Origin of the sequence: Stappia sp. TSB10GB4 (assembly GCF_900185745.1) — a bacterium.
Classification (GTDB): domain Bacteria; phylum Pseudomonadota; class Alphaproteobacteria; order Rhizobiales; family Stappiaceae; genus Stappia.
Map to the genome: position 1 here is coordinate 53,114 of NZ_FYAV01000021.1, position 14,523 is coordinate 67,636.

Here is a 14,523-nt window from a genome sequence, read left to right on the forward strand (position 1 = left end):
CCCGGACTTCAGTGCCGGGCTTGTTTGCCTTTTAGCAAAAAGAAAATCTCCGTACGGGTGTTTCCTCTTCTTGTCGAGAATGACGGACGACAGGAAAGGAACATTGTCATGATCACGAGACGCACCGCACTGATCGGGACCGCTATGGCCACTCTGATGGCGGTCGTCCCGGCAATCGCAGATGAATCGGCAAATCCTACCCTTGATGCGCTGGACCTGCCGGATCAGACCGTGACGCTGGAGCGTGTGCATGCGACCCTGGTGCCGCCGCCTGCGGTGATGGAGCACGACCGTGTCGCCGCCGGTGCTCCGAAGGTGGTCGAGTTTACCATGACCATCGAGGAGAAGACGATCGTCGTGGACGATCAGGGAACGAAGTTCCACGCCATGACGTTCAACGGCACGATGCCCGGGCCGACCATGGTTGTCCATGAGGGCGATTACGTGGAGCTGACGCTGGTCAATCCCGAGACCAACGAGATGCCCCACAATATCGACTTCCACGCCGCCACCGGCGCGCTTGGCGGCGCCGCCCTCACGCTGATCAATCCGGGCGAGCAGGCGACGCTGCGCTTCAAGGCGACGCGGAGCGGGGCCTTCGTCTATCACTGCGCGCCTCCGGGAATGGTTCCCTGGCATGTGGTGGCCGGCATGAGCGGCACTTTGCTGGTGTTGCCGCGCGAAGGCCTCAAGGACGATCGCGGCGAGCCGGTCAGCTATGACACGGCCTATACGATCGGCGAGTTCGACCTCTACATCCCCAAGGACGAGGACGGCAACTACAAGACCTATGACAGCCTCGGCGAGTCCTATGCCGACACGCTGGAGGTGATGCGCGGCCTGATCCCGACGCATGTGGTCTTCAACGGCTCGAAGAACGCGCTGACCGGCGAGAACGCGATGACGGCGAAGGTCGGCGAAAAGGTGCTGTTCATCCACAGCAGCGCCAATCGCGACACCCGTCCGCATCTGATCGGCGGGCATGGCGATCTGGTCTGGGAGACCGGCAAGTTCGCCAATGCGCCCGAGCGCGACCTGGAGACCTGGTTCGTGCGCGGCGGCAGCGCGGCGGTGGCTCTCTACGAGTTCCTGCAGCCCGGCATCTACGCCTATGTCAACCACAACCTGATCGAGGCGGCCGAACTCGGCGCCACCGGCCATGTGAAGGTCGACGGGCAGTGGAACAACGACCTGATGATGCAGGTCAGCGCCCCGGCTCCGATCCCGGTGCAGTAACCGGCCAGACAGGCACGGGTGGCCCGCTTTCGCGGGCCCCCCGTCTTTCCCGGGAGTACCCATCATGCGTGCGAAACGGACCCTCCTGCCGCTGGTCGCGGCCCTGTCGCTGCCGCTGGCCGCCGGTGCCGCCGGCGTCGCCGACATCGCCGACGTCGGCCCGCCGGAGACGGTGCGGATCGAGGAGAGCCGCATCCTCTATCGGCAGCCCGGCGAATATCTCGTCGGCCGTTCGGCGACCAACGGTCCGCTGGAGGAAATTGCGCTCACGCAGCCCTTCGAGATCATGCGCCGCCAGGTGACCGCCGGCGAATACGGGCGCTGTGTCGCGGCCGGCGCCTGCCTTGCGCTCGACAAGGCGCAGGACCCGGACTTGCCGGTCACCGGCGTCAACTGGCACGACGCCGCCGCCTATGCGGCCTGGCTGCGCATGGCGACCGGTCAGGCCTGGCGCCTGCCGAGCGATCGGGAATGGTCGCTCGCCGCCGGCAGCCGCTATCGCGACGATGCGCTGACCGACATCGCTGATGCCGACGATCCGTCGCGGCGCTGGATCGCCATGTACGAGGCGGAGAGCGCAAGGAACACGGATGTCGACCCGACGCCGCGTCCGGTCGGCCATTTCGGCAGCAACGAGCATGGACTGCTGGATATTGCCGGCAATGTCTGGGAGTGGACCGATAGCTGCTACCTGCGCCATCGCTTCGATCCGGTGACTGGTGCCGAGAGCGTGGTGGAGAATTGCGGCATCCGCATCGCGCAAGGCAGCCATCGGGCCTATATGACCGGGTTCTTCCGCGACCCCAAGGCCGGTGCCTGCTCGGTCGGCATTCCGCCGGCCAATCTCGGCATCCGCCTGGTGCGCGACGATCCCGGCGCATGGCGGCGGCTGAAAACATGGATCGGCCTGTGAGCGGGGGCGGGCAGGCCCTTGGCGGCGGCGACGAGGACGTGCTGGCGCGCCTTGCCCATGTGCTGCACGAGATGGGACTGCCCTGCGACTGCCAGGACCAGGTGGAGCGGGCGGTCTCGCTCTTTGCCGAGCTGGAGGCGCGGCGGGTGCGCCGGCGGCTGATGGAGGCGGCCCGCACCCGTGCCGTCCGCCTTGCCGGCTTCATCGGCTATCTCGACGACCTGCGCGAGGGCGCCGTCGAGCAACTCGGCCCGGACGACTGCCTGCTGATCGCCGATACGTTCCGCACCATCGGCCGCACCGCCTCGGAAGGGGCGGCGTGTCTGGAAATGCTGGCCGGCCGCCTGGAAGCCTCCGGCAAGGAAGGCGGCGGCACGGAGACGTGACGTCCCGCGCGGTGCCTGCCAATTCGCTCCGCTCTTTGTGCCGGCACAAAGAGCGTCGGCCTCCCGTTGCCTAGGGTCCGGACTCTCGACGAGCAGTCCGGCTCCGGGGGGCGGCCGGCGGACGGAGACCGGCAATGACCTTTCATCCCACCAGACTGCACCGCAAGCCGGGCATCGGCGCCGCGCCGGCCATCGGGCCGGGAGAGCCGGTCGTGCCGCAGTCGGTGAGCGGCCGCTTCCGCCGGCTGAAATGGGCGGCTGTGGGCCTATGCCTTGCGCTCTACTATGTGCTGCCGTTCCTGCGCTATGACCGCGGTCCCGGCCAGCCTGACCAGGCGATCCTGTTCGACCTGGCTGGGCTGCGCTTCCATCTCGCCGGGCTGGAGCTGCGGCCGCAGGAGCTTTACCTGCTGACCGGTCTCCTGGTGCTCGCCACCCTCGTTCTGGTCCTGTCCAACGTGGTTGCGGGGCGGATCTGGTGCGGCTTCTTCTGTCCGCAGACCGTGTGGACGGATCTGTTCCTGTGGGTCGAGCGGCGGCTGGAGGGCGACCGCCGCGAGCGGCTGCGCCAGCTCTATCTGCCGATGACGCCGGCGCGGGCGCTGCGGCGCATCGCCAAGCATGCGATCTGGCTGGGGATCGCTGCCGGCACGGGCGGGGCCTTCGCGCTCTATTTCGCCGACGCGCCGACCTTGCTGCGCGAGATCGTCACCGGCGAGGCCGGCACCGTCGCCTATGGCGCGGTGCTGAGCCTGACGCTGACGACCTACACGCTCGCCGGCTTCGCCCGCGAGAAGATGTGCACCTACATGTGCCCCTGGCCGCGCCTGCAGGGCGCCGTCTGGGATGCGGAGGCCCTTGGCGTTGCCTATCGCGACTATCGCGGCGAGGCGCGCATGTCCGCAAAGAAGGCGGCTGCGGCCCGCGCCAGCGGCCTGCCGGCGGGCGACTGCGTCGACTGCATGGCCTGCGTCACTGTCTGCCCGATGGGCATCGACATCCGCGAGGGGCCGAACCTTGCCTGCATCAATTGCGGGCTGTGCGTCGATGCCTGCGACACCACCATGCAGAAGCTCGAGCGGCCGCGCGGGCTGATCGATTACGAGAGCTGGACCAATATCGAGCGCGGCCGCAAGGGTGAAGCCCGCAAGCCGGTGCGCCTCGTGCGGCCAAAAACCCTCGCCCTCGCGCTGGCCGGACTGGCGATGGCGGCGACCCTCGTCACGGTGGTCGCGACCCGCTCGACCCTGTCGCTCAGCGTCGCGCATGAGCGCAACCCGGTGGCGGTGGAACTCTCCGACGGGCGGCTGCGCAATGCCTATGACGTGCGCGTGTGGCATGTGGCGGGCGGTGGCGGCACGGTTGCGCTCACCGTCGAGGGAGCGGACGGGGCCGAGTTGCGCTCGGTCAGTGATGTCGGAGAAGAGGCGGACAGCATCGCCATCCTGCTCGACGACAAGGGCCGCCGCCGGCTGCGGGTGACGGTGACGGCGGACCCGTCCGCCGCCGGCGCGCTGACCTTCCGCCTCACCGATCCGGCAAGCGGCGAGAGCGTCACCGCCACCGACTTCTTCCACCTTCCGTGAAACCGCTCGCGAAATTTGCGCTGGCACAACGTTGCCCCGCCGCGACGCATCTACTCCTTCAGGCAATGGACCGCACCGGTCCGCAAACGGAGAGCGAGATGAAGACCACACGGACGATCGCCCTTGCCCTTGCCACCGTTCTGGCCCTGGCCGGGACCGCCGCCTCGGCGGCGGAGCATGAGGTGAAGATGCTCAACAAGGGCGCCAAGGGCGTCATGGTGTTCGAGCCGGACCTGCTCAAGATCGCCCCCGGCGACACTGTGCATTTCCGCGCGACCAACCCGAGCCACAACGCCGAATCGATCAAGGGCATGATGCCGGAGGGCGCCGAAGCCTTCGTCGGCAAGATGAACCAGGACGTCTCCATCACCTTCACGCAGGAAGGCGTCTACGGCATCCAGTGCAAGCCGCATTTCTCCATGGGCATGGTGGCCGCGATCGTCGTCGGCGAGCCGGTGAACCTTGCCGAGGCCAAGACGGTCAAGACGCCGGGCAAGGCCAGGAAGGTGTTCGAGGAACTGCTCGGCGGCCTGTGATCCGGCGGGTGTGAACGGGCCCCGGCCGGCGAATGTCGGCCGGGGCCGTCCTTTCGCGACAAAGCCCTTTCAGGAGGCGGCAATGACCCTTTCCCTTCGGCGCAGCTACTGGCTGACCGGCGGTTTCCGCCCCTTCTTCTTCCTCGGCGCGCTGTCGATGGCCCTGTCCGTGCTGGTCTGGATCCCGATCCTCTCGGGCCATCTCGACCTGCCCACCGCTTTCCTGCCCCGCGATTGGCACATCCACACGCTGCTGTTCGGCGGCGTTTCGGCGATCATCGCCGGCTTCGCGCTGACGGCGGTCGCCAACTGGACCGGCCGGCCGCTGGTCGCCGGCGGCGAGCTCTTCGCCCTGGTGCTGCTGTGGCTCGCCGGGCGTGTCGCCGTCACGGTGTCGGCGCTGACGGGCGCCTGGGCGGCGATGGCCGTCGATCTTGCCTTTCCACTGGCGCTGGTCGCCGTCTTCGCCCGCGAGGTGATCGCCGGCGGAAACTTGCGCAACCTGCGCATCGTCGTGATCGTCGCGCTCTACGGCCTTGCCAACGCAGCCTTCCACGCGGAAGCGGCCCTGACCGGCGTCGCCGACCATGCCGCGCGTGCCGGCATTGCCGTGGTGCTGCTGCTCGTCATGCTGATCGGCGGGCGGATCATTCCCGCCTTCACCCGCAACTGGCTGGTGCAGCGGCGCAGCCCGGTGCTGCCCGCCGGTTTCTCGCGCCTCGACGGCGCCGTGATGCTGGTCTCCGCGCTCGCGCTCGTCCTGTGGACGGCCCGGCCGGACCATGTCGCGACCGCGCTTGCCATGCTGATCGCCGGGCTCGCCAATGCGCTGCGCCTGTCGCGCTGGTGCGGGCTGGCGACGCGCCGCGACCCGCTGCTTCTCGTTCTGCATCTGGGCTTTGCCACCGTGCCGCTCGGCTTCGCGCTGGAAGGGCTGGCGATCCTGCTGCCCGGCGCGCTGGAGCCCGCCGCCGCCGCCCATGTGTGGACCGCCGGCACCTTCGGCATGATGACGCTCGCCGTGATGACGCGGGCAAGCCGGGGCCATTCCGGCCATCCGCTGGCCGCCGGCCGGCTGGAAGTGGCGATCTACGCGCTGGTCGCGCTCGGCGCTGCCGCCCGGGTGCTCGCGCCCTATGCGGGCGGCTGGATGGTGCACCTCTTCGCCTGCGCCGCGCTGGCCTGGGCGCTTGCCTATCTGCTCTTCGCCGCCGGCTATGCGCGCATGCTGCTGTGGCAGTCCGGCCTGCCGGTGCGCCGGTCATGAGTGCCACCGCAAGTGGCCCTGTCGCAAGTGACCCTGTCGCAAGCGGCACTGTCGCGGGCGCTTCCCTCAGCGTTCCGGCCATCACGGCCTGCGCCGCGCTGCGCGCGGCGGCCTTCCGCTTCACCGCGATCCTGCTGACCGCCTATCTTCTGTCCGGCTCGGCCCGCGCGGTGCTGGTCGACCCGGCCACCGGCCCGATCGCCGGCGCGCTGCTGGAAGCTCTTTGGCTGGTCTCCGCCGGGCTGCTCGGCACGGCCTTGATGCCCTGGGGGCTGCTGACGCCGCGCCGGGCTCTGGCCTTGGGCGCACTGACGGCCTTGGTGCTCGCCCTCGGCGATGCGCTGGTGGCGGTGTTCCTGTGCGGGATTCCCGTGCCGCGCCATTTCTCCCGCTTCGCGCAGGTCGATGGCGCGATCCAGGCCACCGCCTTCCTCATCGCGCTGCTGTTGCCGCTGGCGGTGTCCTTGCAGCGCAGATAAAGAATCCTCAAGATCATGCGGATTCCTTCGGCAGATTGAGCTGGAGACCAACAATCCGCATGATCGTGCGGATTTATTTCCTGTATGGGCGAGTTGTGCTATAAATCCTCACGAACGTGAGGTTTTTCCATGAAAATTCCGATCAACAGTCCGCAGGATATCGGCGCCATCATCCGCGCAACTCGCAAGGCGCAAGGGCTGCGTCAGGACGATGCGGCCGGCAGCATCGGCGTCAGCGAGAACTTCCTGTCCAAGGTCGAGCGCGGCAACCCGTCGGTGAGCTGGGCGAAGCTGTTTGAGGTCATGGACGGACTGGGCATCCGCGTCTTGCTGGACACGCCCGTCGACATCGACCCGGCGCCGCCGGCCGGAGACGGCTCGAAGCGATGAGCGAACGCGCCCTGGCAGCCTATATCAACGCGCACCGGGTCGGCGAGCTTGTCGATACGGGAGGAGTCTGGTCTTTCCGCTATGCCGCAAGCTGGCTCCAGTCGCCGGGAGCCTATTTTCTCTCGCCCCACCTTGTGCCGGTGGACGGGGTGGTCACGGATGGATCGAGCCAGCGGCCGGTCCAGTGGTATTTCGACAACCTGCTGCCGGAAGAAGGGCAGCGAAGCCTGCTCGCCAGCGATGCCAGGATCGACGAAGCCGATGCCTTCGGCCTCCTTGCCCATTACGGGGCCGAGTCGGTCGGTTCGCTGACGCTCGTGCCTCCTGAGCAGTTGCCCGACAACACCGGCGAGCGCCGGCCGCTGACCTTCAGTGCCTTGTCGGAGCGCATCCGCAGCCTGCCGCGGCTGCCGCTCACCCATGCGGCCCCCAAGCGCATGTCACTCGCCGGCGCGCAGCACAAGCTGGCGGTCAACTTCGACGGCGAAGCCTTGTTCGAGCCTGTCGGGGAAACGCCTTCGACACATATCCTCAAGCCGGATCATCCGGACCCGGCCTATGCCCATTCGGTGGCGAACGAGTATTTCATCATGCGGCTCGCGGCACGCCTGCGGCTTCAGGTTCCACGCGTGGCGAAGCTCTACATTCCCGAACCGGTCTATCTGATCGAGCGGTTCGACCGCAGAAAAGCCGAAACCGGCTGGGAGCGTCTGCATGTCGTCGACGCCTGCCAGTTGCTGAATCTCGACCGCGCCTTCAAGTACAATCAGGGCAGCATCGAACGGCTGGCCGAACTGGCAAACCATTGCCGCAGCATGGCGGTTGCCCGCAGCCGCCTCTTCGAATGGCTGGTCTTCAACGTTCTTACCGGCAACGACGACGCCCACCTCAAGAACCTGAGTTTCCTCGTCTCCGGGGCGGGAGTGCAACTCGCCCCGCATTACGACCTGTTGTGCACGGCGGTCTACGACAGTCGCGCCTTCGATCAGGCCGGATGGCCCGACAGGACCTCGCTCGCATGGCCTGTTCTCGGCGCGCGTCGCCATGCGGATATCTCTCGGGAAAAACTGCTCGACGCGGCCGAGGCGCTGGGGCTCGCCCGCAGAACCGGCGAACGTATCCTCGCCTTTCAGTTCGGCCGTATATTGGCCGTGGCGCAGGAGCTTCAGGACGAGATCGAGGTGGAGGATCGGGCGCGGTACGCGGACGATCCGAAGATCCAGACCTGCATCACGGCCGAGGCCCGGACGATCCGTGCCGTGATCCATACGGTTATCGCGGATACCGTCCGCCAACTCGGGTGAGACCTGAGGCCACCCGAAAATGACGAGGCCCCGGACATCGGGGGATGTCCGGGGCCTCGTTGTCTGGTCGCGCCGGAAAGCCGGCCGGCGTCTTAGCTGCAGCCGCTGGTGCTGCCGCAGGTGTCGCACTTCAGGCAGGTGCCGTTGCGCACCATGGTGAAGTTGCCGCATTCCGGGCAGCTCTCGCCCTCGTAGCCCTTCATCCGGGCCTGGGCGATGCGCTCGGCCGCGCTCTGCGCCTGCGGGGCGGGGGCCGTGCCGATCTCGACCCGGGCGGCCGCTTCCGAGCCGCGGGCGAAGGCGGTGGCGACCGCCGTTGCCTGCGCGATCGGCGCATTGCCGAGCTCGGCGGCGATCGCCTTGGTCAGGTGACCCGCCGGCTCGCCGCCGCCGACGAGGCGGAAGCGCTCGGTCTGGCCGCGGATCAGGCCGTGCGAGACGACGCCCTGGTGGCTCTTGCCGCCGCGCCCCTCGGTCTCGCTGGCCGTCGTCGCCAATTGGCCGAAGGCCTCCGGCGGGACATGAGCGAGCTCGTGGCGGCCGAGATAGGACACGGCCAGTTCGCGGAACACGTAGTCGAGCACCGAGGTGGCGTTCTTGATCGCGTCGTTGCCCTGGACCATGCCCGCCGGCTCGAACTTGGTGAAGATGAAGGCGTCGACATACTCCTCCAGCGGCACGCCGTATTGCAGGCCGAGCGAGACCGAGATGGCGAAGTTGTTGATGAAGGCGCGCAGGGCCGAGCCTTCCTTGTTCATGTCGATGAAGATCTCGCCGAGGCGGCCGTCATCGTATTCGCCGGTGCGCAGGAAGATCGTGTGGCCGCCGATCTTGGCCTTCTGGGTGTAGCCCTTGCGCCGGGTCGGCAGCTTCTCCTGCTGGCGCACGACACGCTCGACGATGCGCTCGACGATCTTCTCGGCGACCATCTCGGCCCGCGCCGCCTGCGGCTGGGCGACCAGCGTCTCAACCGCATCCTCGTCCTCGTCGTCCACATCGGCGAGCAGTTGCGAGTTCAGCGGCTGCGACAGCTTGGAGCCGTCGCGGTAGAGCGCGTTGGCCTTCAGCGCCAGTCGCCAGGAGAGCAGGTAGGCCTCCTTGCAGTCGGCGACGCTGGCGTCGTTCGGCATGTTGATCGTCTTGGAGATCGCACCGGAGATGAACGGCTGGGCCGCCGCCATCATGCGGATGTGGCTCTCCACCGACAGGAACCGCTTGCCGAGACGCCCGCACGGGTTGGCGCAGTCGAAGACCGGATAGTGCTCGGTCTTCAGGAAGGGCGCCCCCTCCAGCGTCATGGCACCGCAGACATGGGTGTTGGCCGCCTCGATCTCCGCCTTCGAATAGCCGAGATGGGTGAGCAGGTCGAAGGCCGGGTCGGAGAGCTTCTCCTCCGGCACCATCAGCGCCGCCATCTGCTCGTCGCCGACCGTCCAGCGGTTGAACACGAACTTGATGTCGAAGGCCGACTTCAGCGAGGCCTTGATCTTGTTGATCGTCGCCTCGGCGAAGCCCTTCGCCCTGAGCGAGGCGGGGTTGATCCCCGGCGCCTGGTCGAGCGAGCCGTGGCCGACCGCATAGGCCTCGATCTCGGCGATCTGGCTCTCGGAGTAGCCGAGCGTGCGCAGGGCCTCCGGCACCGCGCGGTTGATGATCTTGAAGTAGCCGCCGCCGGCCAGCTTCTTGAACTTCACCAGCGCGAAGTCGGGCTCGATGCCGGTCGTGTCGCAGTCCATCACGAGGCCGATCGTGCCGGTGGGCGCAATCACCGTCGACTGGGCGTTGCGGTAGCCGTGCTTCTCGCCGAGCTCCAGCGCCCGGTCCCAGGCGCGCTTGGCGCGCTCGATCAGGATCGGCTCCGGGCAGGAGGCGTGGTCGAGCGGGACGGGCAGGGTGTTCAGCCCCTCATAGCCCGAGGCCTCGCCATAGGCGGCGCGGCGATGGTTGCGCATGACCCGCAGCATGTGCGGGGCATTGTCCGCATAGCCGGGGAAGGGGCCGAGCTCGCCGGCCATCTCGGCCGAGGTGGCATAGGCGACGCCGGTCATGATCGCGGTCAGCGCACCGCAGATCGCGCGGCCCTCGTCGCTGTCATAGGGAATCCCCGAGGTCATCAGCAGGCCGCCGATATTGGCGTAGCCGAGGCCCAGCGTGCGGTAGCGGTAGGACAGTTCCGCGATCTCCTTGGATGGGAACTGCGCCATCAGCACCGACACTTCGAGCACGACGGTCCACAGGCGGACGCAGTGCTCGTAGGAGTCCACGTCGAACTTGCCGTCGGCCTCACGGAACTGCAGCAGGTTCAGCGAGGCGAGGTTGCAGGCCGTGTCGTCGAGGAACATGTACTCGGAGCACGGGTTCGACGCGCGGATCTCGCCGGAGGCCGGGCAGGTGTGCCAGTCGTTGATGGTGGTGTGGTACTGGATGCCGGGATCGGCCGAGGCCCAGGCGGCATAGCCGATCTGCTCCCACAGCTCGCGGGCCTTCATCGTCTTGGTGACGCGGCCGTCCTTGCGGGCGGTCAGGCTCCAGTCGCCGTCATCCATCACGGCGGTGAGGAAGCCGTCCGTGACGCGCACCGAGTTGTTGGAATTCTGGCCGGAAACCGTGAGATAGGCCTCCGAATCCCAGTCGGTGTTGTAGGTCGGGAACTCGATCTTGGTGAAGCCCTGGCGCGCGAACTGGATGACGCGCTGGATGTAGTTCTCCGGCACCATCATCTTCTTGGCGGCGCGGATCTCGCGCTTCAAGGCCGGGTTCTTCGCCGGATCGAAGCAGTCGCCGTTGTCCGCCTCGCAGTTGACGCAAGCCTTCATGATGGCGGTCAGGTGCTTCTGGCAGATCTTCGAGCCGGTGACGAGGGCGGCGACCTTCTGCTCTTCCTTGACCTTCCAGTTGATGTAGGACTCGATGTCCGGATGGTCGATGTCGACCACCACCATCTTGGCGGCGCGGCGGGTGGTGCCGCCCGACTTGATGGCGCCGGCGGCGCGGTCGCCGATCTTCAGGAAGCTCATCAATCCGGAGGACTTGCCGCCGCCCGACAGCTTCTCGCCCTCGCCGCGGACGCGGGAGAAGTTGGAGCCGGTGCCGGAGCCGTATTTGAACAGGCGCGCCTCGCGCACCCACAGGTCCATGATGCCGTTCTCGTTGACGAGATCGTCCTCGACCGACTGGATGAAGCAGGCATGCGGCTGCGGATGCTCGTAAGCCGTCGCCGAGCGGGTCAGCTCGCCGGTCTGGAAATCGACATAGAAGTGGCCCTGGCTGGGGCCGTCGATGCCATAGGCCCAGTGCAGGCCGGTGTTGAACCATTGCGGGCTGTTGGGGGCGACCTTCTGGGTCGCCAGCATGTAGCGGAGTTCGTCGTAGAAGGCCTGGGCGTCGGCCTCACTGTCGAAATAGCCGCCCTTCCAGCCCCAATAGGTCCAGGTGCCGGCGAGACGGTCGAACACCTGGCGGGCGTCGGTCTCGGAGCCGTAGCGCTCCTCCTCGGGCAGCTTCTTCAGCGCCTTGAGGTCGGCTTCCTGGCGCCACAGCCAGGAGGGAACGGTGTTCTCCTCGACCGGCTTCAGGCGGGCCGGAACGCCGGCCTTGCGGAAGTATTTCTGCGCCAGGATGTCGGCCGCGACCTGCGAGAACTGGGCCGGAACGTCAATGTTTTCAAGCCGGAAGACGACAGAGCCGTCCGGATTGCGGATCTCGCTGGTGGCGACGCGAAACGCGATGTCGGCATAGGGAGACTGGCCCTCCCTCGTATAACGCCGCTCGATCTTCATCCAAAAGCCCCTTTCGTGTGTCCGGCCGCCGGCCGGCTATTTCGGTCGCGGCAAGGCCGCGGGTGAGCGTGACGGCCATGCCGCCGAACCTGCGCATCGCGGGGACGCGCCGGCCATTGCTCGCCTTCCTGTTTCGTGGCGCCGCGCCGTGTCGACGCGATCCTTATCGTGGGTGATAACTATATATAGTGGGTCACCGCGTTTTTGTCACGATATATCGTCAACGCAAGACGCGAAATCCCGACATCACGCACCGCCGCGGTTGTGACGCCGAGACCGGGATCTCCCGGATACGCTGCTGCAGTTGATGAGGACGCGGGGCACGCACGGCTTGTCGCCGGCCCCAACCTTGCTGCGATTACCTGACAGCCTCAAGGTAGGGTGAATCGTCGGTAAGCGTCAAGCGCTCCGAGCAAGCTGTTGTGGCTCGATTTTGATCTGACGCAAAATGTAGTGTGTCCGTGTGGATAACGAGGACGAGCTTGGAATCGGCCTTTTGCCGGCAAAGGCAGCCTGCAACCGGCCCGCGCGGGCCGATGCGGCCCCTGCGCCTGTCCCCGGACGGGCGGGGCGGCGGGCAGGGCACTTATCCCCGCCGAACCCTTGCAAAACCGGGAGCGGGGATTGCAACCCCCTATCCCCGCCCTCGCAAAAACGGCGGAAAACCGCCATTTCTTTTGAGGGCGATTTTGCGAGATTGCGCAGAATCGTCTCAATTCTTGAGAAATTAGCATCGAACGCGCCGCAATTTGAGAAAGTTTGTCCAAAAATCGTCTTGTCCTGCTCAATCGCGGGGAAATCCGGCCGTGCTTCACTCTCGCCATCGCAAGCCCTGACAAGGACGATGCCATTGGCCCGGATGACGCGGCACTACGCCTACGGACTCGACATCGGCGACCTCGACGTCGTGGTCGTCGACGATTCGAAGTCGATGCAGGCGATCCTGCGCTCGACCCTGCTGTCGTTCCGGGTGCGGCGGGTGCGCACCTTCGACACGGCGGAGACGGCGCTGGAGATGATGCGGCTCGACCCGCCCAATTTCGTCATCACCGACTGGATGATGAAGCCGATGAGCGGGCTGGCGCTGCTGCGCACGCTGCGCCAGCGCAAGATGGCGCCGCTCTGCTTCCTGCCGGTGATCGTGTGCACGGCGCATGGCACGCGGACGCTGATCGACCGGGTGCTGCGCGACGGGGCGCAACATGTGGTGGCCAAGCCGCTGTCGCCGTCGGGCCTTCATGAGCGGCTGCTCTGGACGCTGCGCGACGACCGGCAACTGGTGATGGGCGACGATGGGCGCTATGTCATCGAGGGCGTTGCCCAGACGCTCGACGAGAAGGCGCGCAAGTGGCAGCAGATCGGCCTGGAGCGCGAGGTCGTCGCCGCGCCGAAGCGGAGCACCCGTCGCGAGTCGCCGGCGATGCCGCAGGTGCTCGACCCCGCCGCAGCCGAGCGCAAGGGCTTTGCCCATGTGCGGGCGAAGCGGCCGCATCCGGCGGCCTGAGTTCCTGCCGGCACCCGAATTTCGTCCTTCCGGCGGCGCCGGCCACCGCCGCCGATAGAAAGCCGCCGCAGGACGCGCCGCCGCATTGCGAAACCGGCGAGGGTGCGCTATGCGGAAAGCCAGACAGAGCAACCGGGACGCCGCCTTCGATGCAAACGCTGCTGCAATTCTTCACCTGGTGGAACAGCGCGACCTGGGGGACGCGCTTCTTTACCTGGCGCAAGGGCGAGTTCGTCGGCAAGGACGAGTTCGGCAACGCCTATTATCGCGAGCGCGGCGGCAACCGCCGATGGGTGATCTACAACGGCCTGGCCGAGGCCTCGATGATCCCTCCCGGCTGGCATGGCTGGATGCACCACCGCACCGACACGCCGCCGACCGAGACGGAGTACACGGCCCGCGCCTGGCAGGCGCCGCATCACGGCAACCGCACCGGCACGCGCGAGGCCTATCGGCCCAAGGGCTCGATCCTGACGCCGGAAAGCCGGCCGAAAGTGTCGGGTGACTATCAGGCCTGGACGCCGGAAGGCTGAGCCCGCTTCACGCGGCAGGTGAAGACTTCTGTGTAACGACTTGAGAACGCCGGCCCTTGGGCCGGCGTTCAGTTTGCTTACAAACCCCTCGTTTTTTCATGAGACTCGAAAACGAGGGGTTTTGATTCCGATATGTTCACGGTCTGAATCTGTGACGTTCCGTGAATCTCAGGCGTTTCGGAGTGCCTCCGAGGTTTGTCAGCAGTCTGAACGCCGGCCCTTGGGCCGGCGTTTTGGTTTTCCGGCTCTCCGAGGGACCGGAGCCGGCCCAGGATACAGGGGACGGCAACCTGGGTGCGGGGCTTGCGCCGGCGGGTCGTTTCCGCCGCTCGTTGCGCATTCGACCGTTCCCCGCGTCTTCCCGGACGAGCATCGCGAGATCCGGGACCGGGGGAGGCAGGGCGGTTGGGATTCGTTCGGGAGCGTGTCCGAAAGGCCCTCGGCTCGCCGGTCCCGTTGGGGTGGACGGCCCCCATCCGGCGTCGTTTTGCGCCAAGATGATGGTCCCAACACATCGAAGGAGCCGCCCAATGAACGAGATTACGCGCATCGGCATGGACACGTCCAAGCATCTCTTCCAACTCCACGGGGTTGATGCCGCCGGAGAGAC

Annotated in this window: 12 protein-coding genes; 11 read left to right on the forward strand and 1 reads right to left on the reverse strand. The window is 66.8% G+C overall.

Translation table 11 applies throughout. From position 1 onward, the window contains the following. The first annotated feature begins 108 nt into the window (after window positions 1-108). The 9 genes from nirK (at window position 109) to TSB10GB4_RS01420 (ending at window position 8,097) form a co-directional block, all read left to right on the forward strand. Window positions 109-1,236 (forward strand): copper-containing nitrite reductase, encoded by a 1,128-nt coding sequence (gene nirK / locus TSB10GB4_RS01380; RefSeq protein WP_186394256.1) that lies wholly within the window; start codon window positions 109-111, stop codon window positions 1,234-1,236. Between the two features lie 64 nt (window positions 1,237-1,300). Then, window positions 1,301-2,149, forward strand: a complete 849-nt coding sequence (locus TSB10GB4_RS01385; RefSeq protein WP_186394257.1) for an SUMF1/EgtB/PvdO family nonheme iron enzyme — start codon at window positions 1,301-1,303, stop codon at window positions 2,147-2,149. Continuing rightward, on the forward strand, window positions 2,146-2,535 hold the full coding sequence (locus TSB10GB4_RS01390; RefSeq protein ID WP_244296400.1) for a hypothetical protein: 390 nt from the start codon (window positions 2,146-2,148) through the stop codon (window positions 2,533-2,535). Before TSB10GB4_RS01385 ends, TSB10GB4_RS01390 begins: the two co-directional genes overlap by 4 nt. A 134-nt stretch (window positions 2,536-2,669) precedes the next feature. Then, window positions 2,670-4,121: a cytochrome c oxidase accessory protein CcoG gene (ccoG, locus tag TSB10GB4_RS01395; RefSeq protein ID WP_186394259.1), complete on the forward strand. Its 1,452-nt coding sequence runs from the start codon at window positions 2,670-2,672 to the stop codon at window positions 4,119-4,121. A gap of 98 nt (window positions 4,122-4,219) precedes the next feature. Continuing rightward, window positions 4,220-4,657, forward strand: a complete 438-nt coding sequence (locus TSB10GB4_RS01400) for a pseudoazurin (protein WP_186389425.1) — start codon at window positions 4,220-4,222, stop codon at window positions 4,655-4,657. Window positions 4,658-4,739: 82 nt separating this feature from the next. Continuing rightward, a complete protein-coding gene (locus tag TSB10GB4_RS01405) occupies window positions 4,740-5,924 on the forward strand; it encodes an NnrS family protein (protein WP_186394260.1) in 1,185 nt (394 codons plus the stop codon). Continuing rightward, complete coding sequence (locus TSB10GB4_RS01410; protein ID WP_186394261.1) at window positions 5,921-6,403, forward strand: hypothetical protein; 483 nt, start codon at window positions 5,921-5,923, stop codon at window positions 6,401-6,403. The genes TSB10GB4_RS01405 and TSB10GB4_RS01410 overlap by 4 nt, the downstream gene beginning before the upstream one ends. 129 nt (window positions 6,404-6,532) lie before the next feature. After that, window positions 6,533-6,793 (forward strand): helix-turn-helix domain-containing protein, encoded by a 261-nt coding sequence (locus TSB10GB4_RS01415; protein ID WP_186394262.1) that lies wholly within the window; start codon window positions 6,533-6,535, stop codon window positions 6,791-6,793. Further along, window positions 6,790-8,097, forward strand: coding sequence for a HipA domain-containing protein (locus TSB10GB4_RS01420; protein WP_186394263.1), 1,308 nt, complete (start codon window positions 6,790-6,792; stop codon window positions 8,095-8,097). The genes TSB10GB4_RS01415 and TSB10GB4_RS01420 overlap by 4 nt, the downstream gene beginning before the upstream one ends. Before the next feature lie 92 nt (window positions 8,098-8,189). Here the strand turns inward: TSB10GB4_RS01420 and TSB10GB4_RS01425 are convergent, their stop codons facing one another. Beyond that, window positions 8,190-11,876 (reverse strand): vitamin B12-dependent ribonucleotide reductase, encoded by a 3,687-nt coding sequence (locus TSB10GB4_RS01425; RefSeq protein ID WP_186394264.1) that lies wholly within the window; start codon window positions 11,874-11,876, stop codon window positions 8,190-8,192. A gap of 859 nt (window positions 11,877-12,735) precedes the next feature. Between TSB10GB4_RS01425 and TSB10GB4_RS01430 the strand changes: the two genes are divergently transcribed. Continuing rightward, a complete protein-coding gene (locus tag TSB10GB4_RS01430; protein ID WP_244296406.1) occupies window positions 12,736-13,380 on the forward strand; it encodes a response regulator in 645 nt (214 codons plus the stop codon). Window positions 13,381-13,529: 149 nt separating this feature from the next. Continuing rightward, window positions 13,530-13,913 (forward strand): NADH:ubiquinone oxidoreductase subunit NDUFA12, encoded by a 384-nt coding sequence (locus TSB10GB4_RS01435; RefSeq protein ID WP_186389432.1) that lies wholly within the window; start codon window positions 13,530-13,532, stop codon window positions 13,911-13,913. Window positions 13,914-14,523 lie beyond the last annotated feature (610 nt).

Coding starts and splice junctions, on each gene's coding strand:
- nirK (WP_186394256.1), top strand. CDS start 109: ATGATCACGAGACGCACCGCACTGATCGGGACCGCTATGGCCACTCTG.
- TSB10GB4_RS01385 (WP_186394257.1), top strand. CDS start 1,301: ATGCGTGCGAAACGGACCCTCCTGCCGCTGGTCGCGGCCCTGTCGCTG.
- ccoG (WP_186394259.1), top strand. CDS start 2,670: ATGACCTTTCATCCCACCAGACTGCACCGCAAGCCGGGCATCGGCGCC.
- TSB10GB4_RS01400 (WP_186389425.1), top strand. CDS start 4,220: ATGAAGACCACACGGACGATCGCCCTTGCCCTTGCCACCGTTCTGGCC.
- TSB10GB4_RS01405 (WP_186394260.1), top strand. CDS start 4,740: ATGACCCTTTCCCTTCGGCGCAGCTACTGGCTGACCGGCGGTTTCCGC.
- TSB10GB4_RS01410 (WP_186394261.1), top strand. CDS start 5,921: ATGAGTGCCACCGCAAGTGGCCCTGTCGCAAGTGACCCTGTCGCAAGC.
- TSB10GB4_RS01415 (WP_186394262.1), top strand. CDS start 6,533: ATGAAAATTCCGATCAACAGTCCGCAGGATATCGGCGCCATCATCCGC.
- TSB10GB4_RS01420 (WP_186394263.1), top strand. CDS start 6,790: ATGAGCGAACGCGCCCTGGCAGCCTATATCAACGCGCACCGGGTCGGC.
- TSB10GB4_RS01425 (WP_186394264.1), bottom strand. CDS start 11,876: ATGAAGATCGAGCGGCGTTATACGAGGGAGGGCCAGTCTCCCTATGCC.
- TSB10GB4_RS01430 (WP_244296406.1), top strand. CDS start 12,736: ATGACGCGGCACTACGCCTACGGACTCGACATCGGCGACCTCGACGTC.
- TSB10GB4_RS01435 (WP_186389432.1), top strand. CDS start 13,530: ATGCAAACGCTGCTGCAATTCTTCACCTGGTGGAACAGCGCGACCTGG.